The 18107-nt window shown below is 35.9% G+C and carries 20 protein-coding genes; 18 read left to right on the forward strand and 2 right to left on the reverse strand.

The genetic code is table 11. From position 1 onward, the window contains the following. The first annotated feature begins 28 nt into the window (after positions 1–28). The 16 genes from pstB (at position 29) to ACX9YW_RS03290 (ending at position 15199) form a co-directional block, all read left to right on the forward strand. Complete coding sequence (pstB, locus tag ACX9YW_RS03215) at positions 29–841, forward strand: phosphate ABC transporter ATP-binding protein PstB (protein WP_460341663.1); 813 nt, start codon at positions 29–31, stop codon at positions 839–841. A 47-nt stretch (positions 842–888) separates the two neighbouring features. Next, positions 889–1548, forward strand: coding sequence for a phosphate signaling complex protein PhoU (gene phoU / locus ACX9YW_RS03220; RefSeq protein ID WP_460341666.1), 660 nt, complete (start codon positions 889–891; stop codon positions 1546–1548). Positions 1549–1842: 294 nt separating this feature from the next. Beyond that, the gene (locus ACX9YW_RS03225; protein WP_460341669.1) at positions 1843–2472 is read left to right on the forward strand and encodes a DUF4912 domain-containing protein; all 630 of its coding nucleotides are present in this window, start codon (positions 1843–1845) and stop codon (positions 2470–2472) included. Continuing rightward, a complete protein-coding gene (locus tag ACX9YW_RS03230) occupies positions 2465–3706 on the forward strand; it encodes a glycosyltransferase family 4 protein (protein WP_460341672.1) in 1242 nt (413 codons plus the stop codon). The genes ACX9YW_RS03225 and ACX9YW_RS03230 overlap by 8 nt, the downstream gene beginning before the upstream one ends. A 27-nt stretch (positions 3707–3733) precedes the next feature. Next, a complete protein-coding gene (locus ACX9YW_RS03235) occupies positions 3734–4357 on the forward strand; it encodes a hypothetical protein (RefSeq protein WP_460341675.1) in 624 nt (207 codons plus the stop codon). A gap of 55 nt (positions 4358–4412) precedes the next feature. Beyond that, entirely contained in the window at positions 4413–4562 is a 150-nt protein-coding gene (gene rpmG, locus ACX9YW_RS03240) for a 50S ribosomal protein L33 (RefSeq protein ID WP_460341680.1), read from the forward strand. 60 nt (positions 4563–4622) lie between these two features. Continuing rightward, positions 4623–5171, forward strand: a complete 549-nt coding sequence (locus ACX9YW_RS03245) for a 5-formyltetrahydrofolate cyclo-ligase (RefSeq protein WP_460341683.1) — start codon at positions 4623–4625, stop codon at positions 5169–5171. Between the two features lie 3 nt (positions 5172–5174). Further along, the gene (locus ACX9YW_RS03250) at positions 5175–5978 is read left to right on the forward strand and encodes a DUF92 domain-containing protein (protein ID WP_460341686.1); all 804 of its coding nucleotides are present in this window, start codon (positions 5175–5177) and stop codon (positions 5976–5978) included. After that, positions 5975–6919 (forward strand): L-lactate dehydrogenase, encoded by a 945-nt coding sequence (locus ACX9YW_RS03255; RefSeq protein ID WP_460341689.1) that lies wholly within the window; start codon positions 5975–5977, stop codon positions 6917–6919. The genes ACX9YW_RS03250 and ACX9YW_RS03255 overlap by 4 nt, the downstream gene beginning before the upstream one ends. A 69-nt stretch (positions 6920–6988) precedes the next feature. Continuing rightward, complete coding sequence (gene yqgO / locus ACX9YW_RS03260; protein ID WP_460341692.1) at positions 6989–7180, forward strand: protein YqgO; 192 nt, start codon at positions 6989–6991, stop codon at positions 7178–7180. A 65-nt stretch (positions 7181–7245) separates the two neighbouring features. Continuing rightward, on the forward strand, positions 7246–8772 hold the full coding sequence (locus tag ACX9YW_RS03265) for a rhomboid family intramembrane serine protease (RefSeq protein WP_460341695.1): 1527 nt from the start codon (positions 7246–7248) through the stop codon (positions 8770–8772). 75 nt (positions 8773–8847) lie between these two features. Then, entirely contained in the window at positions 8848–10308 is a 1461-nt protein-coding gene (locus ACX9YW_RS03270; protein ID WP_460341698.1) for a spore germination protein, read from the forward strand. A gap of 135 nt (positions 10309–10443) precedes the next feature. Beyond that, entirely contained in the window at positions 10444–10653 is a 210-nt protein-coding gene (locus ACX9YW_RS03275) for a YqgQ family protein (protein WP_460341701.1), read from the forward strand. A 14-nt stretch (positions 10654–10667) separates the two neighbouring features. Continuing rightward, positions 10668–11642, forward strand: coding sequence for an ROK family glucokinase (locus ACX9YW_RS03280; RefSeq protein ID WP_460341704.1), 975 nt, complete (start codon positions 10668–10670; stop codon positions 11640–11642). A gap of 389 nt (positions 11643–12031) precedes the next feature. Further along, complete coding sequence (locus ACX9YW_RS03285) at positions 12032–13894, forward strand: LTA synthase family protein (protein ID WP_460341707.1); 1863 nt, start codon at positions 12032–12034, stop codon at positions 13892–13894. A 180-nt stretch (positions 13895–14074) separates the two neighbouring features. Then, a complete protein-coding gene (locus tag ACX9YW_RS03290; RefSeq protein ID WP_460341710.1) occupies positions 14075–15199 on the forward strand; it encodes a YqgU-like beta propeller domain-containing protein in 1125 nt (374 codons plus the stop codon). An 86-nt stretch (positions 15200–15285) separates the two neighbouring features. Here ACX9YW_RS03290 and ACX9YW_RS03295 read toward each other — a convergent pair whose 3' ends face one another. Next, positions 15286–15462, reverse strand: coding sequence for a DUF2759 domain-containing protein (locus ACX9YW_RS03295; RefSeq protein ID WP_460341713.1), 177 nt, complete (start codon positions 15460–15462; stop codon positions 15286–15288). A gap of 197 nt (positions 15463–15659) precedes the next feature. On the opposite strand from ACX9YW_RS03295, the gene ACX9YW_RS03300 reads away from it, so the two are divergent. Then, a complete protein-coding gene (locus tag ACX9YW_RS03300) occupies positions 15660–16295 on the forward strand; it encodes an MBL fold metallo-hydrolase (RefSeq protein ID WP_460341715.1) in 636 nt (211 codons plus the stop codon). Between the two features lie 145 nt (positions 16296–16440). Further along, positions 16441–17529, forward strand: coding sequence for a class I SAM-dependent methyltransferase (locus ACX9YW_RS03305; RefSeq protein ID WP_460341718.1), 1089 nt, complete (start codon positions 16441–16443; stop codon positions 17527–17529). A gap of 221 nt (positions 17530–17750) precedes the next feature. Here ACX9YW_RS03305 and ACX9YW_RS03310 read toward each other — a convergent pair whose 3' ends face one another. Continuing rightward, positions 17751–17993: a DUF2626 domain-containing protein gene (locus ACX9YW_RS03310; RefSeq protein WP_460341721.1), complete on the reverse strand. Its 243-nt coding sequence runs from the start codon at positions 17991–17993 to the stop codon at positions 17751–17753. Between the last annotated feature and the right edge of the window lie 114 nt (positions 17994–18107).

The following is an 18107-nucleotide window of genomic DNA, read 5'->3' on the forward strand; positions in this document are numbered from 1 at the left end:
TGCTGAAACTTGCGAAGGGGGTATTATCATGAATATTGTTATGGAAAGGGAGAAAACTGTGAACGAAACAGCTGAAGTAGTTTCTAAGGAGATCGTATATAAAACGAGCCAGCTTAATTTATGGTATGGGGATAATCACGCTCTAAAAAATATTGATTTAGATATTTATGAGAATGAAGTCACTGCGATTATTGGGCCGTCAGGATGCGGAAAATCAACTTATATTAAGACTTTAAATAGAATGATAGAGTTAATCCCAATTGTGAAAACATCTGGTGAAATTGCTTACCGTGGCAGAAATATTTTCGATAAATCTTATACAGTAGAAGAGTTAAGGACGAAGGTTGGAATGGTGTTTCAAAAGCCGAATCCTTTTCCGAAATCGATTTATGAGAATGTTGCTTATGGTCCGAAGATTCATGGGATTCGCGATAAAAAAATTCTCGATGAAATTGTTGAAAAGAGCTTAAAGGGAGCAGCCATTTGGGATGAGGTAAAGGATCGTCTTCACCAAAATGCCTATGGTTTATCAGGTGGTCAACAACAAAGACTTTGTATTGCTCGCTGTTTAGCAATTGAGCCTGACGTCATTTTGATGGATGAGCCTACAAGCGCACTAGACCCTATTTCAACCTTGAAAGTGGAAGAACTTGTACAGGAATTAAAGAAAAATTTTAGTATTATTATTGTTACCCATAATATGCAGCAGGCTGCCCGGATTTCTGATAAAACGGCTTTCTTCTTAAATGGAGAGGTTGTTGAATTTGATAAAACGAATAAAATATTTTCCACTCCTTCTGATAAACGAACAGAAGATTATATTACGGGTAGATTTGGATAAAACTAACTCTTTGAAAATATTCATTATCAGTTGAAGGGAGTATGAAAATGGCTATTAGAGAACGATTTGATGAGGATTTAAAGGAACTTCAACATAAGCTTCTTGAAATCGGAAATTTTGCCGTAAATGCGCTCGGAAAATCCGTTATGGCGCTAGAAACGCAAAACGTCGATGTTGCTTTAGAAATTATGGAAGATGATGAACAAGCAGACCATTTAGAAGAAGAAATAAATGATGCTGCGATTCTTATCATTGCGAAACAGCAACCGGTTGCTATCGACCTTCGTAGAGTCATTGTGGCAATTAAAATTGCCAATGATATTGAAAGAATTGCAGATTATGCTGTTAATATTGCTAAATCTGCCATTCGTATAGGTAATGAGCCACTCATTAAGCCAATTGAGCATATTAAGCGAATGCACGAAGTAAACAAAGAGATGCTTCAACTTGCTCTTGAAGCATATAATGAGGAAGATATTTTAAAGGCAAAAAAAGTCGCAGAAATGGACGATGAGGTTGATTCTTTGTATGGGCAAACCATTCAAGACTTACTACAATTAAATTTACAAAAGCCTGAGTTTTTACCACAAATCACTCAACTTTCATTTATTTGCCGTTATTTAGAAAGAGCAGCTGACCATACAACGAATATTGCAGAAAGTGTATTTTATCTTGTAAAGGGCAAACGATATACCTTGAATAATTAATAGGGATTTTTTAGAACGTGATTTATCACGTTCTATTTTTTTTGTCTATTTTGCTATTAATTGTCGTTGTAAATGTTGGAAATATTAGAGAATCTGTCGAAAATCTAACAGAAAGTCAGCTGAAAAAATTTTTTTTAATCCCACGAACATTCATTTATTAACCATAGGCAAAATACGACAATTTGCGTTTATTGTCTTGACATTTGTTCAGTGCTACCATAAAAGTAACAAATCCTTAGAATATTTTTATATTTCATACATATACTAACTATTTTGTAAGAAAAGAGGGGCGTCATGATTAAGGAGATTATTACCTATCGAAAACAAGGGATGTCCTTTCGGAAAATCGCCGAAGAATTGAATTCAACAGTAGGAAAGGTTCATTATCAATGGATTAAAAATGCGAGATTAATGGAGGAACAGTTTCTTAGTAATGAGCATGAAGAGGTACCAACTCCAGTTCATCCTATAGGCTGTTATCTCATTTCAAAATTAATTCAAGAACAAAAAGTATTTTCCAGTTGGGAGATTGCATCATGGCAAAAGCAACAGTTAGTTTCTTATTTTAAAGATGATATCAATTTAAATGTTTTAATTCTTAGGATATACGATGTGACAGATATCTATTTTAACGGATTAAATGCTCATAGTTATTTTGAGTTCCAAATTCCACCAAATAAGAGGAATTGGACGATTAAGGGAATAAAATCTGGAAGAAATTATCTGACCGAGATTGGTTTTAAAATTAAGGAGAATCAGTTTTTTCCTATTTTAAGATCGAATCCGGTTGGTAGTTATTTAAATGATTCCAAACTATCAAATAATTTTCCTAGTCATCAAAACGGCCAGCCAGAATGGGGACAAAGAGTAAGTACTTATAGTTATTATGAAAATATGAATGAGGCAAACAAGGATTATGAATAAGTCCGAATGGAAGCGAAACACATTGAGCCACTCTTACACAGGTAAAGGATTACGGATTCTTCTCCTAACCTGGGAATATCCTCCTCATATCGTTGGAGGGTTGGCCAGACACGCGGAAGGGCTATCGGTTTATTTGCATAAATACGGTTGTGAGGTGTACGTTCTTACGACAGATCCGTTATTCAATTCTCAACCATTTTTTCATAACAAAGGGGTTAAGGTTTATCGTACCCAACCACTGAATGCATTTGATCCCCATTTCTTAAACTGGATTGGCGGATTAAACCTAAGTATGACTAAGAAGGGACTTGAGCTCGCCCAACTTCATCATTTCGATGTTGTACATGCCCATGATTGGTTAGTGGGTGAAGCAGCTCAATCCTTATCTAGAATCTTAAAAATACCTTTAATGACTACCATCCATGGTACAGAATACGGTCGTAATAGCGGCATATATACAGAAATGCAGCAATTTATCCATGATAAAGAAGTACAGCTTATTCAGGCCTCTAATAGATTGATTGTCTGCAGTGAGTATATGCGTGACGAAGTAAAAGGTTTAGTAAAAGAGTCTGGAGATAAAATTACAGTTATCCCCAACGGAGTTCAAATTGAAAATATTAATTTATTGAATAATATTCATCCCATTTTAATGAAGGAAAAACGAAAAATCATTTTTTCGATTGGCCGATTGGTAAAAGAAAAGGGATTTGACTTGATTATTGAGGCAGCAGCCCAAATGAAGTGCGATGATTTCTGTTTTGTGATTGCTGGAATTGGTCCGTTATATCATGATTATGAAATATTAATCAGGCGATACGGTTTAGAAGGACATGTTTATTTGACTGGTTTTTTAAGTGATTATCAACGAGATCAATTTTTTTCAAATTGTACTTTGGCGGTTTTTCCGAGTCGCTATGAACCGTTTGGAATTGTGGCTTTAGAAGCATTAAAGTTTAAAAAGCCGATAATCGTGGGTGAAACCGGAGGACTTAAGGGAATCATCAAGCATTTAGAAACTGGCTTATTTATGAATCCAGGCAATGTTCATAGTTTAATCGAGCAAATCAAATATATATTGGATAACCCTTTTGAAGCCCAAAAAATGGCTGAATTAGGTGGTCGTTTTGTTGATACCTATTTTAGTTGGAAAAAAGTTGCCGAACAAACGAATCGCCAATATGAAGAATTGGTGTTGTTATCCTCAATAAATGAACCTATAAGCACTAACTAATAAAAATAAACTAATAGGGTGAGCATGATGAATACATTAATAGATGGGAAGAAAGGGAAAACAGATTGTTTCCCCTCAGAATTGCAGATAATGATTGGAATATGGATAAATGGGCAAACTTATTGGTTACAAAATCAAACAGAAAGAATGCTCACTGATGAGATGCTATCCATCAGAGTAAAACAACAGAATCCTTCTTCCCGGATTAGACAAAATGATATTTTCGTTACAAATCACAATTATGTTGAAAAAGCACTAAAAATTTTAGTTTTGCATCGATATCAATATGCAACCCAAGACCACTTATCGTTCATTTCTCCAAAAGAGAACGTCATTTTTCATTTGGCCAATAGTCGGGTTTATTTAGTTAATGGATACTGCGAAGGACAATTGATTCAGCAACCCACTATTCAACCGTTATGGGTAATGAATACTGAACAAATTTGGAAATGTCCTAGTGAAGGGAAGTTAAATTACCTGCCAATGGTTAAAGGAATAGCTATTAGTTTGTTTACCTTTGATCTCTATCTACCATCAAGTCAAACTAGGAAGGCAGCAACCTGGTCGATCCAAGGTGAATCGAAATGTGAATTATTAAAGGTAAATCAATCTCTTTTGAAAAACATACTAGCATTTCCTTTCAAAAAGTGATATTATAGAAAAGTCGTAAAAACGTACTAGCTTTTATTGTTTGGAGGGAAATTTAATGCGTGTAAATATTACGTTAGCTTGCACTGAGTGTGGAGATCGTAACTATATTTCAAACAAAAATAAACGTAACAACCCAGATCGTCTTGAGCTAAAGAAATACTGCCCAAGAGAAAAGCGCACAACTACACACCGTGAAACAAAATAAGCAGTAGGGCTAACCTACTGTTTTTTTTGTATATATAATTTTTATAAAGGTGGGGGGAAAATGAATAAAAAAGAATATCGTTCTATTTTAATGGAAGAATTAAAAAAACTTTCTAAGCCCCAACATGAACAATTTTCATATGAAATTGCAAATAAACTTTTTTCTAACCCTTTATGGCTAGAAGCAACGACAATTGGAATAACTGTATCAAGATTTCCAGAAGTGGATACGTTCCAAATCATTCGCAAGGCTTGGGAACAGAATAAGAGAGTTTCAGTCCCTAAATGCCACCCTAAAGATAGAACGATGAGTTTTCATGCGATAAACCAATTTACCCAATTGGAAACTGTCTACTATGGATTATTAGAACCAATCGAAGCCAATACATTAAAAGTTGCTTCTGATGAAATAGATTTGTTAATTGTTCCTGGGCTAGCTTTCTCAAAATCAGGATATCGACTTGGCTTTGGTGGGGGTTATTATGACCGCTTTTTGGTCAACTATCGAGGTAATACTGTTTCCTTGGCCTTTCCGCAACAAATTAGAGAAGATGTTCCGATTGAAGACCACGATATACCTGTCAAACAAATCATATCAATGGCGGTCTAACAGATGTGGTTTCAGGTAGGTGTCTTGATTGGTATTTTTCTGGCTGCTTATGGTGCATACAAGGTTCACTCCCTCTCCTTATCGGGGGCTATCGCCGCTTTCTTTGTCGGGACGGCTATTTTCCAAGGATTTGGTATAGGTGGCCTTATATTATTAGCTTTATTTTTTGGGACATCCAGTTTTTGGTCTTATTTTAAGGCACAACAAAAACAATTCATAGAGGATAAACTTGAAAAGGGTAGCAGACGCGATTGGGTTCAAGTAGCTGCTAATGGTGGAATGGCTACGCTAATAAGTATCATTTATTATTTCACCAATGATGTTGTGTGGTTTGTTGGTTTTATTACGACAATCGCCAGTGCAACCGGGGATACTTGGTCTTCAGAAATTGGTCCACTTAGTAAACAACGGCCTTTTTCTGTAAAAAGTCTTTCCATGGTCGAACCGGGAACTTCAGGTGCCGTAAGTATTCTTGGCTCAATCAGTGCCATTCTAGGGATTGGATTAATCACAGTTGTTGGAATTACCATCTTTTCACTATCTCCAAAATTGGCATGGATTATTTTAGTTTTTGGAATAGTAGGTAATGTCATTGATACATATCTTGGGGCTTATTTTCAAAGGGGCTATCAATGTGTTCAATGCTTATATGAAACTGAAAAACCATTTCATTGTGGGGAAAAGGCGAAAAAAATAACTGGTGTTTCTTTTCTTAACAATGATGGTGTTAACCTGCTAGCCAGTATTTTTGCTCCAATACTTGCTGTTTTAGTCTATCAACTATTGGGAATGGGGGAAATGATGTGAAGGATCGAGTTAATCGTGTGGCATTAATTGGAACAGGGTTTGTTGGTTCAAGTTACGCGTTTGCATTATTAAACCAAGGCATTACCGAAGAACTTGTTATGATTGATTTAAATAAGGAAAAATCGGAAGGGGATGCAATGGATCTAAATCATGGATTACCATTTGCGCCTTCTCGAACGAAAATTTGGTTTGGGGATTATTCCGATTGTCAAAATGCTGAGATTGTTTGTATTTGTGCAGGTGCCAATCAAAAGCCTGGCGAAACAAGATTAGACTTAGTTGAAAAGAATACAAAAATATTTAAAAATATCGTAGAACAGGTCATGAATAGCGGGTTTGACGGGATTTTTCTTGTCGCAACAAATCCAGTTGATATTTTAAGTTATGCAGTTTGGAAATTTTCTGGTCTTCCGAAAGAGCGTGTCATAGGTTCGGGGACGATATTAGATACAGCACGATTCCGATTTTTATTAGGTGAATATTTTGATGTTGATACCCGCAATGTTCATGCCTATATCATTGGTGAGCATGGCGATACAGAGCTACCTGTTTGGAGTCATGCCAATATTGCTGGGACTTCCATTCAAGAGTGGATGAACAAAAAGCCTGAGTACAAGCAGGAACAATTAAATGACATTTTTCTAAATGTAAGGGATGCGGCTTATCATATTATTGAGCGAAAAGGCGCGACTTTTTATGGAATTGCAATGGGGCTTGTTCGTTTAACAAAGGCCATACTACAAAATGAAAACTCAGTATTGACGGTCTCAACTTTATTGGACGGTGAATACGGTCAAAATGACATATATATTGGGGTTCCTGCCATTGTCAACCGCTCGGGAATTCGGGAAATTGTTGAATTAAAATTAAATGATCAAGAGGTAAATAAGTTTCAGCATTCCGTCAATGTACTGAAGAAAACGATGAGTGTTGTATTTTAACATTAGGATAGAAAGTTTTTGGATAAAACAAAACTCCGAACCTCAAACTATAGATAGGAGGGATGTTTTATGACTAGATTTCTTTCAATGATTATTATGATTGGTACACTTGGATATACCCTATATCGGTACCGCTTTCGTTTAATGAATCTACTTTTAGGCACTGGATATTTACGGAGGGTATTAGTTCGTTCGATGATGGGTTTACCCGGTGTGCGCCAAAAAATGATGAATGTAGTCTTCTCAGGACCGTCAAACTAATGGCGGTCTTTTCTGTTTATTTTAAGTTATAATAATAATAGTACTCGAAGGAAGGAGGAAATTCTTTGTTAGAAGATTATCGATTTTGGTCATTGGCCAATCATCTAGTCAAGGAAGAAAATTATCGAATTCTCCATTTAACAAAAGAACAAAATGAACTATGGCTTGAAAACCCTGATTCTAAACAAATGCCGGTTGTCAGACTGTTAAACTGTACGCTTGATTGGAGTAATTGGATGGAACGGGATATTCAATTAACAGCTATGAATGGAGAAAACATTCGTAAGCAACGATTTCAAAAAAGCTTACATATTTTAAATATTTATATCAGTCCATACCCCCCCGTCGATGATTATGAAAATCGACTAAAACAGCTTGGTTCATTTGATCAAATAAGCATTAGCACTTATATACTTTCAAGGGATGCTTTTCAGGATGTCCTATCAGAGTTAGAAAGGATATTTAAGAAAAACTTGTCAGTTACTCAACCTTCTGATGACGAGATAACGGATGAAAGAGTAGCTAGTTTAAAAAGACATACGATTGAATTAGCAAACAAAAGGGTGGAGGCAGAAAGAAATATCTTTTCCTATGGGAAGCCGATTTTAACCTATGTTTTTATGGCGATTCAAGTGATCGTGTTTCTTCTCTTGGAATTAAATGGCGGAAGTCAAAATTCCAGAACGTTAGTAGAATTTGGAGCTAAATTTAATCCGCTTATTTTAGAAGGGGAGTGGTGGAGGTTTATTACGCCAATCTTTCTACATATCGGCTTTCTTCATTTATTTATGAATACGTTAAGTCTCTATTTTTTAGGAACAGCTGTAGAGAAAATCTATGGAACAACACGTTTTTTCTGGATATATCTGTTTAGCGGTATTCTTGGTGTTATTGCTAGCTTTGCCTTTAGCCCTAATTTATCCGCAGGGGCTAGTGGGGCAATTTATGGATGTTTTGGAGCTTTATTATATATTGGAATGGTCTACCCAGGTTTATTCTTTCGAACGCTTGGTAGAAATTTAATTACCATTTTAATCTTAAATATTGTCATTAGTTTTACCGTTCCAAGCATTGATATGGCAGGACATCTTGGTGGTTTAGTCGGAGGGTTTGTTGCCACCGGTATGGTTCACTTTCCTAAAAAGAAAAAAATTGCCAATCAATTGTTATTTTTCCTTTTTACCCTGTTAATTACGGGTTCACTTTTGTATTTTGGTTTTCAAAATGCACAAGCCAATCAAGAAGAGGGAGCTGTTTTACAAATAGCTCAACAATATGTTCAGGATAACGATTACGATAAGTCCTATCATCTCCTATCTAAATTTTTAAAAGAGAACGATGAGCCTTCTGAATATCTACTTTTTCAATTGTCTTATGTTGAAATACAGTTAGGAAAGGTTGAGGAGGCTAGGGTTCATTTAGAAAAAGCAATTGAAATCAATCCAAACTTTCATGAAGCTCAATTTAATTTAGCGATCCTTTTAATACAAAAAAATGAAATCAATGATGCACTGGAGCACGCCGAAAAAGCTGTGGAATTAGCGCCGAATAATCAAAAATACAAGGAAATTTTAGAGACGATAACAAAGTAGACTGAATATAGTATGTTTTAACACCCCGTTGTCTATGATGGTGATAGTTAAAATCGAACGCTTTTGGGGTGTATTATGGATAATCAACAGAAACATACAGTTAGTAAACATATTCAGGAGAATCAAAAGTATTTAAAAAAGGAATTAGGTATTGGCGAAAGCTTTGATGTTATTCAATTGGAAGTTCGTTATGCAGATATAGATATGGCATTATATTTAGTGGACGGATTTGCTAAAGATGACGCCTTGCATTTGTTAATGAAATTTTTAGCAAAGGTAACTAAAGAGGAATTAGAGACGAATACACTAGAAAAATTATTAAAAACCTATATTCCATACATAGAAATCGGAACAGTCGATGATTTGGATGAGGTTGTCGATACTGTTTTGGCAGGTCCTACAGCCCTTGTAGTAGATGGTATTGATAAGGTAATTATCATTGATGCCCGTACCTATCCGGTTAGGGGACCCGAGGAGCCTGATATTGAAAGAGTGGTAAGAGGCTCTAGAGATGGTTTTGTAGAGACAATTGTATTTAATACAGCTTTAATCAGAAGGCGAATTCGCGACCGGACCCTCCGGATGGAGTATCTCCAAGTAGGTAGGAGATCGAAAACGGATATTATTGTTTGTTATATCGGTGATATTGCCGATCCTGATTATGTTAAGCAGGTTAAAGATTCGATTTCAAAAATTGATACAGATGGTATCCCAATGGCGGAAAAAACGGTTGAGGAGTTTATTTCGGGGCGTCACTTTAATCCTTACCCAATGGTACGATATACGGAGAGACCAGATACGGCTGCAACACATTTATATGAGGGGCATGTATGTATTATTGTTGATGGCTCCCCTAGTGTGTTGATTACCCCAACAACTTTCTGGCATCATTTGCAGCATGCAGAGGAATATCGTAATAAACCAGTTGTTGGGGCGTATCTTCGTCTAGTACGCTTTTTGGCAGTATGGGCATCGATGTTTTTGTTGCCTCTGTGGTATTTGTTTGTGGTAGAACCTGATCTTGTTCCGAAAGCTATTTCCTATATAGGACCAAATGATCCTGGGAAAGTGCCATTATTTATCCAATTTTTAATTGTTGAAGTCGGGATTGATATACTGCGGATGGCAGCAATTCATACTCCATCATCCCTTGCAACTGCTTTAGGATTGGTTGCTGCACTAATGATTGGTCAAGTAGCGGTGGAGGTAGGATTATTGACCAATGAAGTTATCCTATATTTAGCTATTGCCGCAATTGGAACATTTGCCACCCCAAGCTATGAAATGAGTCTTGCCAATCGAATCATTAGAATTGGTTTACTAGCTATAACCGCACTATTCAAAACACCGGGATTTGTCATAGGAGTTTTCCTTTGGATTTTTGCGTTAAGTAGAATGAAATCATTTGGTGTTCCATATTTATGGCCGTTTATTCCGTTTAATGCCAGAGCCTTTCGGGATGTTATTTTTCGTTCCCCGATTCCATTAAAGAACCGAAGGCCGAAAATCTTGCATCCGGAAGACCCAGATCGGTAATTGTCTAAACCTCCTTACCTCAACTTCCTGTGGTAAGGAGGTTTTCTTTAGCCTTTATGTTGAGCTAAAGGTAGAAATTGTTTATACTTATAATGTTATTTAGTAATAATTTCACAATCACCTCGAGGTAAAACAATGAAAACAATTTATGATATTCAACAATTTTTGAAGAAATATGGAACCATCATTTATGTAGGTGACAGATTAGCAGACCTAGAATTGATGGAAGAAGAGCTAAGAGAATTATTTCAATCCCAGCTGATTGAAACCAAAGAATTTCAAACAGCTTTACTCCTTTTAAGACATGAAATTCAAAAAGAAAAAGACAAAAAGAACAACTTGTAATAGGAATGGTGACCATGAACGAGAAATGGATAGTTGGTGTAGATCTTGGTGGTACAACAACTAAGATTGCTTTTGTCAATACATATGGTGAGATTGTCCATAAATGGGAAATCACAACGGATATCACTGATAACGGAAAGAATATCATGGTTAATATAGCAAAATCAATCGATCAAAAATTAGAAGAATTGGATATTTTGAAAACAAAATTAATAGGAATTGGAATGGGTGCCCCCGGTCCAGTCGATACGAAAACGGGAGTGATTTACAATGCTGTAAACTTAGGCTGGAATCATCATTTTCCTTTAAGAGATGTCCTGGAAATGGAAACTTCTCTTAAGGCAGTGATTGATAATGATGCCAATTGTGCTGCATTAGGGGAAATGTGGAAAGGTGCAGGAAACGGAGCAAAGGACTTAGTCTGTGTCACCTTAGGTACAGGTGTAGGTGGTGGCGTAATCACAAATGGTCAAATCGTGCAAGGAAATAGTGGTGCTGCAGGAGAGATTGGCCATATTGCTTCTGTTCCAATTGGTGGTGCACCGTGTAATTGTGGAAAAACGGGATGCTTAGAAACAATTGCTTCAGCAACCGGGATTGTTCGTTTAGGTAAAATAGGGATACAAGACGAATCGGTTCGAAGTGAGCTAAAGGATATCTACCATAAAACGGGCAAAATTACTGCAAAAGATGTCTTTGATATGGCACGTAATGGTGATAAAATATCGAAGCAAGTGCTTGATGAAGTATCTTTTCACTTAGGACTTGCTTTTGCCAATATAGGTAATACATTAAATCCCGAGAAAATTGTCATTGGTGGTGGAGTATCTAGGGCGGGCGATGTACTGCTAAACCCAATAAAAGAGAACTTTGAAAGATACAGTTTCCCAAGAGTAAAGGAATCAACGGAAATTACTCTAGCCACGCTCGGGAATGATGCGGGAGTTATTGGTGCTGCATGGCTAATAAAAAATAATCAGCTTTCTTGACAAGCTCAAATCTAAAGGAATTGTATATGTAAAAAAGGGAGTTTCTAAAACAAATAAGGAAACTCCCTATTGTATTTTTTAGGGGAAAACGGTCGAAATTTGAATATAAATTTCATTTCCATATTCTTTAGGACATTTGATACAATAAGACAGCCCCCTCTTCTAGAGACATGGGAAGGATATTGAAAAAGTTGGACAAAATGAAACAAAAAGGGGTTTAATCCGTCTAATAAAAGGGGAAGAAGAATAAAAGGTTAACCAAATGTAAAGAAGTTTGATTTTTTGTTAAAATAGGTTTAAGATAGTGTTTGATTGTTTTTAAGTATCTTTACAAATCTTGGTAAGAATTAGATTTTTTCCGACTGTTTTTTAACAGGGAGGTATGAGGAATGCAAAAAATTAAAGGGCCAAAGATTAGCGTTATTGCTATGGCAATATTGCTACTTTGGCTAAAAACATATATTGTCTATAAAACTAGCTTTGATATTAAAATTGAAAATTGGAAACAAGAATTTATTTTGTTTATTAACCCACTTAGCTTTTTGATGTTTGTTTTTGGATTTGGCTTTTTTATGAAAGAAAAAAATCGTAAAAGGTTTGTTCTCTTCACAAGCTTTATGATATCCGCTACCCTCTTCGCTAATGTCATGTTCTATAGGTTTTTTAATGATTTTTTAACCATACCTGTTTTATTTCAAACCTCGAATATGAGCGACCTAGGAAGCAGTGTTAACGAATTGTTAAATGTAACTGATTTATTTTATTTTGCCGATTTTTTTATTTTAGTTGCGTTTATTAGTTTTAAGCCAAACTTTATTCGACATTTAGAGTTTTCAAAATCAGTTCGTCGCGCCTACTTTTTATTGGCTATTGCCATAGCGTTCTTTAATCTAGGTCTAGCTGAATCAGAAAGGCCACAATTATTAACGCGTACATTTGACCGGGAAATACTTGTGAAAAATATTGGTACCTATAATTACCATATCTATGATGCTTTTTTACAATCGAAATCCTCGGCTCAACGTGCCCTAGCTGATGGGAGCGAATTAGTGGACATCGATAACTACATTCGTGCAGGTTATAATGAACCGAATGATAAGATGTTCGGGATTGCAAAAGGGAAAAATGTCATTCTTATTTCTATGGAATCAACGCAGAATTTTGTTATTAATGAAACAGTCAATGGAGAGGAAATCACCCCGTTCTTAAATGACTTTATTAAGGAAAGTTATTATTTTGAAAACTTCTTCCATCAAACTGGGCAAGGGAAAACTTCAGATTCCGAATTTATTGTAGAAAATTCTCTTTACCCACTAAGCAGAGGAGCAGTATTTTTTACCCACTCGGGAAATGAATATAATGCTACACCTGAAATGTTAAGCAAAAATGGTTACTTTACCGCCTCTTTGCATGCCAATAACAAAAGTTTTTGGAACCGTGATATTATGTATAAATCACTTGGGTATCAGCGATATTATTCGATGACAGATTACGATATTCAAGAGGAGAATTCAGTGGGGTGGGGGTTAAAAGATAAGGACTTTTTCGAACAATCAATCACTCATCTAAAAGAAATGCCGAAACCTTATTATGCAAAATTTATTACACTCACCAATCATTTTCCTTTTGAGTTAAATGAGGAAGATAAGATGATTGAACCTTTTAATTCATCAAGTAATACCCTTAATAATTATTTTTTAACGGTTCGTTATCAAGATGAGGCTCTAAAGCATTTTATTACTAGATTAAAAGAAGAAGGTCTTTATGATGACTCCATTATTATTTTGTATGGCGATCATTACGGGATTTCTGAAAACCATAATAGGGCAATGGGGCAATATTTGGGGACTGAGGTAACCCCGTTTGTTAGTACACAATTACAACGTGTTCCCCTCATCATCCATATCCCTGGGAAAAAAGGTAAGACGATCTCGACTGTATCGGGGCAAATTGATGTCAAACCAACGATTCTTCATTTATTAGGCATTGACACGAAGCAAGATATTGAGTTCGGCTCAGACTTATTTTCGAAAAATAAATTAGAATTTACCGTACTAAGAGACGGTAGCTTTATTACGAAAGATTACGTCTATACACGCGATATATGTTACGATAAAAAGACAGGTGAGCCTACCGATCAAAGTGTATGTCAGCCCTACATGGAAAAAGCAAAAAATGAATTAGAATTCTCAGATAAAATTATTTATGGAGACCTACTCCGTTTCTATGAGAAAACTAACAGAATAAATTAACAAAAAAGAGCCTAGAGTAACCAGGCTCTTTTTTGATATTATAGATTTTGATAATAAATTTAGGTTTGCCTGGCTTCTTTATTAGAATATTTTATCCAGTTTATAAGCCGTATTTTTATTGGCTTTTAATCATTCATGTTAAAATGATAGTATATAGAAAATTGGGGTGAAGGGGTGGACATGAATATTCGATTTAAGCTAATTTACATGCTTATTCTATTCCTAGGTTTCCTGGTGATTTTATCAAGCTGCAAAGCCGAAACCTTTAACCCAGTCTTACATAGCAAATCAGAGTTAAATTCTTCACAGAATCTTAAAGATTTACCTCCTGCCTCCTTTTTTAGTGTTTATCAGCTTCCGATTATTGTTCCTAAAGGTAATTTAAACCGGGTAATTGGTTGGCTGAGTAATGATGAGATCGTTTACTTATCACAGTCCTCTGAAGCATCCTATCTATATCTTCACACTTTATCTAAGGGGAAAAGTGAGTTACTTTTTGAGTCCGAGTATCCAATTGTAACAGGTGTAATCAGTCCGGATTATCAAGAAATTATAATCCATTCGTCACCTTCTTCGTACGAAGGTAAGGTAGTTATTATTAATAAAAATGGATCTGAATCGTTTAGTCAATCCTTCCCATCAGTAGAGATGGGCTTTGAATGGAACCAGTATGATGCAAATCAATTATTTATAACGGCCTTTAATGAGGATTGGAGTTTTACAAATTATTATTTAGAGTTGGATCGTAAACTTGTGACGAGAATTGATATCAGGAAACCTTTTGCAAAATGGACTGGGAATCGGAAAATGGCATTTTTAGATTGGAATGATGAAGATATATCTTTATTATCACCCCTCGTCGAGAAAAGCTTTGATCAAGATGAGAGAAGGCTTGCGGATGATATTTTCCAATTCGATACCTTTCTTGATCGACTATTAACCATTACAATTGATGGAGATAACCAGTTAGCTAAGTACCAATTTTTTTCAAAGGAAATGAGTAAAGAGGCTTCGTTTTTGATACCTGTCTTGTCAAGCTATTCAGGTTGGCTAGTTCCTCATTATGAATTAACAAGTGAAGGATTCTTATCCATGGTACCGTTAAAAAGCGAAGAGGCTGATATTTATCAAGATGGTTTTCAACTAGTGCTCTATAATTTACAAACGGGTAAACATGAGGTGTTATTGGAGGAGTTAGATAATTACCCATTTACTTGTTCACCGAATGGAAAGCTTTGCTTAATGGGATATCAGTTTGAAAAGTTATTGAACCTGAAAACTAAAATGCTAACCCAACTGTTTTAAACGCAATAAAAGAAGGACTGCATTCTGCAGTCCTTCTAAATTTTTATTTGTCAAGCTTCAGCAGTAAGCCGCTTACGCTTGCCATATTAATGTACTGTCGGAAATCCGTGGTGTAGAATTGTCATGATTGTAAACCAACCAAATACTAGGAAAGTGCCACCACCAAAAACGATTCCAAGCACGTTTCTATTTTTTAAAGCTGAGAATGTACCCCATCCTCCAAGAATGGTTACTAAAGCAAAAATAATCATCAAGCCCCACATTATTTTTCACCCCTTTAATCGAAATGAACATAAATTTCATCAACTAATTAATATGTAAACATACTTACATCATCTTTCATTTTATATTTTTTTTTAGTATTTGTCGAGGTCAAAAAAATGATACGACGGTTGAAAAGTGTTCTTTTTGTTATATTAGTGTAAAATAGGACTTATATTTTGTTAAATGGGGTGAAGGGATGAAATGGTTTCGACTTCCGTTAGGACCGTTACAAACAAATTGTTATATAATATCTGAGCGGGATAATAGTTGTTTAGTTATTGATCCGGGAGAAGAAGGTCCTAAATTACATAGCTGGCTAAAAGAGAAAAAGTTGTCTCCTGTTGCGATTTTACTTACCCATGCCCATTTTGATCATATCGGGGCAGTTGATTATATTCGTAATCAATATCATATTCCAGTTTATATACATTCGAAGGAGTCAAAATGGTTAGGAGACCCACATTTAAATGGCTCAGCTAGATTTATGATGATTGACCCAATAAAAGTAAATCATGCTGATGTGCTTATTGAAAAGGAACAATCTCTCGAAATCGGTTTATTTTCTTTACAGATATTTGAAACTCCGGGCCATTCACCGGGTAGCGTATCGTATTATTTTGAAAAAGAGCGCCTGGTTATTTCAGGTGATGCCTTATTTCAAGGAAGTATTGGTCGGACGGATTTGCCAGGAGGAAATCATAAGCAACTTATGGAAAGTATCCACAAAAAACTCCTTACTTTACCTGAAGATACGCTTGTTCTCTCTGGACACGGACCGGAAACAATCATTGAAGATGAAATGGATGCGAACCCATTCTTAAATGGATTCTAAAATAGAAAAACCCTTCATGGCGGAAGGGTTTTTCTGGGGGATGTTCTATTCATAATAATGGGAGGGGATATAGTTAAGCTACTATAATTTACATTATAATAAAATTACCACTATGTCAATGTTGGAAATTTGAAAAGGTGATGAAATGCTTAACTTAATTATTGAAAAAATAAATGAATCTGAGAAAAGGCTAATTAGCTATGCGGAATATATCGATACAGCATTGTACCATTCTACACTAGGTTATTATATGAAAGATGTTCAAAAAATCGGAAAAAAAGGCGATTTTATCACAACAAGTAATATTTCAAATATTTTTGGCAGAATAATGGCGAGATGGTTTTTCAAGCAAGTCAATGAAAACCAACTTACACCTGCTGTTTGTGAAATTGGTGCAGGAAACGGACGTTTTGCTAATGCTTTTCTTGCTGCTTGGAATGAGATTTCAGGTCAGCCTATAACATATTATATTGTTGAAACTAGCCCCTTTCACCGTCAATTACAGTTAGAACTGCTTCCAATAGGACAAAACGTTTTTCATGTTAATCACTTAAATGAGCTCGATTCCTTTAAGGGCTTAATTTTCTCGAATGAATTATTTGATGCTCTTCCTGTTCATGTTGTGGAAATGAGGGGTGGGAGCTTGCTGGAAGTTATGATTGGCTGGAATGGCAAAGAATTAATCGAACAATTGGTGCCGCTTGTTAACCCCAAAATTCTAGCCTATATAGAAGAACAGAATTTGAGATTGGTTGAAAGCCAACGCATCGAGATTCCTTTAGAAATGGAAAGCATGGTAAATTCCATTTCTAAAACCCTAGAAGAGGGTCTTGTAGTAACGATTGATTATGGTTATACATGGGAAGAGTGGCAAGAGCCAGCTCGTCGCTCAGGGAGCTTGAGAGGCTATCACAAGCATCAAATGGTGACAAATGTATTATTGCACCCGGGGGATATCGATATTACTCATCATATTCATTTTGACTCTTTCATTTCTACCGGTGAGAAATGCGGATTGAGATATTTGGTGAAAAAACGCCAAGATGAATTTTTACTTGCAGCAGGTATCTTAAAGGAATTAGAGGACCATTATGACCCAAATCCATTCTCAGAGAAAAGTAAACAAAATCGGGCGATTCGAAGTTTAATATTGCCGGGGATGAGTTCCTATTTCCATGTGCTGATTCAGCAGAAAGGAATTGAGCTTTCAACTGGGGATATTTTTTCTAAATAAATGGCTGTGTTAAAGTAGATTGTTGATTTCCGCTGCAGGCACTCGCTTTCCGTGGGGCGTCAGGTGAGCTTCCTCGTCGCTTTGCTCCTGCGGGGTCTCACCTTTGCCGCTAATCCCACAGGAGTCGAGTGCCTTCCGCTCCAATCAAGATGTGCTAAAACAACATTGTCCTTTAACACAGCCAAATAAATAAAAAAAACGGTGGAATTCCACCGTTTTTTTTAATGACCAGCACCAGGTACCATTAAGAAAGTGGTATAGTAGGTGAAGCCTGCAAAGAAAATAGTTAAGTAACTGAAGAAAACGTATATGTACATACGCTCTGAAAGCTTTAGGTAGCTTAATAAAACGAAGAAACCTGTTTGAACTAAGAATAGCAAAGCCGTAGCGTGCATATCTCCTAGATAAAACATAACAGTAAAAATCCCAGTCCAAAAGCCTAATACTCTGAACATACGATCCATAAATATCACCCCTTTACCCCATCTAGTCCATCAATTAATTATTATAAATGAAAGGGATTCAAAAAGTAAATGGCTCTTTCGATTAAATTGTTATTTTTCAAGAATCAAATTTTA

The organism is Pseudoneobacillus rhizolycopersici, assembly GCF_054786815.1.

Excerpts from the sequence above, each read along its gene's own strand:
- pstB (WP_460341663.1), top strand. The coding sequence starts at position 29 with ATGAATATTGTTATGGAAAGGGAGAAAACTGTGAACGAAACAGCTGAA.
- phoU (WP_460341666.1), top strand. The coding sequence starts at position 889 with ATGGCTATTAGAGAACGATTTGATGAGGATTTAAAGGAACTTCAACAT.
- ACX9YW_RS03225 (WP_460341669.1), top strand. The coding sequence starts at position 1,843 with ATGATTAAGGAGATTATTACCTATCGAAAACAAGGGATGTCCTTTCGG.
- ACX9YW_RS03230 (WP_460341672.1), top strand. The coding sequence starts at position 2,465 with ATGAATAAGTCCGAATGGAAGCGAAACACATTGAGCCACTCTTACACA.
- ACX9YW_RS03235 (WP_460341675.1), top strand. The coding sequence starts at position 3,734 with ATGAATACATTAATAGATGGGAAGAAAGGGAAAACAGATTGTTTCCCC.
- rpmG (WP_460341680.1), top strand. The coding sequence starts at position 4,413 with ATGCGTGTAAATATTACGTTAGCTTGCACTGAGTGTGGAGATCGTAAC.
- ACX9YW_RS03245 (WP_460341683.1), top strand. The coding sequence starts at position 4,623 with ATGAATAAAAAAGAATATCGTTCTATTTTAATGGAAGAATTAAAAAAA.
- ACX9YW_RS03250 (WP_460341686.1), top strand. The coding sequence starts at position 5,175 with ATGTGGTTTCAGGTAGGTGTCTTGATTGGTATTTTTCTGGCTGCTTAT.
- yqgO (WP_460341692.1), top strand. The coding sequence starts at position 6,989 with ATGACTAGATTTCTTTCAATGATTATTATGATTGGTACACTTGGATAT.
- ACX9YW_RS03270 (WP_460341698.1), top strand. The coding sequence starts at position 8,848 with ATGGATAATCAACAGAAACATACAGTTAGTAAACATATTCAGGAGAAT.
- ACX9YW_RS03275 (WP_460341701.1), top strand. The coding sequence starts at position 10,444 with ATGAAAACAATTTATGATATTCAACAATTTTTGAAGAAATATGGAACC.
- ACX9YW_RS03280 (WP_460341704.1), top strand. The coding sequence starts at position 10,668 with ATGAACGAGAAATGGATAGTTGGTGTAGATCTTGGTGGTACAACAACT.
- ACX9YW_RS03285 (WP_460341707.1), top strand. The coding sequence starts at position 12,032 with ATGCAAAAAATTAAAGGGCCAAAGATTAGCGTTATTGCTATGGCAATA.
- ACX9YW_RS03290 (WP_460341710.1), top strand. The coding sequence starts at position 14,075 with ATGAATATTCGATTTAAGCTAATTTACATGCTTATTCTATTCCTAGGT.
- ACX9YW_RS03295 (WP_460341713.1), bottom strand. The coding sequence starts at position 15,462 with ATGTGGGGCTTGATGATTATTTTTGCTTTAGTAACCATTCTTGGAGGA.
- ACX9YW_RS03300 (WP_460341715.1), top strand. The coding sequence starts at position 15,660 with ATGAAATGGTTTCGACTTCCGTTAGGACCGTTACAAACAAATTGTTAT.
- ACX9YW_RS03305 (WP_460341718.1), top strand. The coding sequence starts at position 16,441 with ATGCTTAACTTAATTATTGAAAAAATAAATGAATCTGAGAAAAGGCTA.
- ACX9YW_RS03310 (WP_460341721.1), bottom strand. The coding sequence starts at position 17,993 with ATGGATCGTATGTTCAGAGTATTAGGCTTTTGGACTGGGATTTTTACT.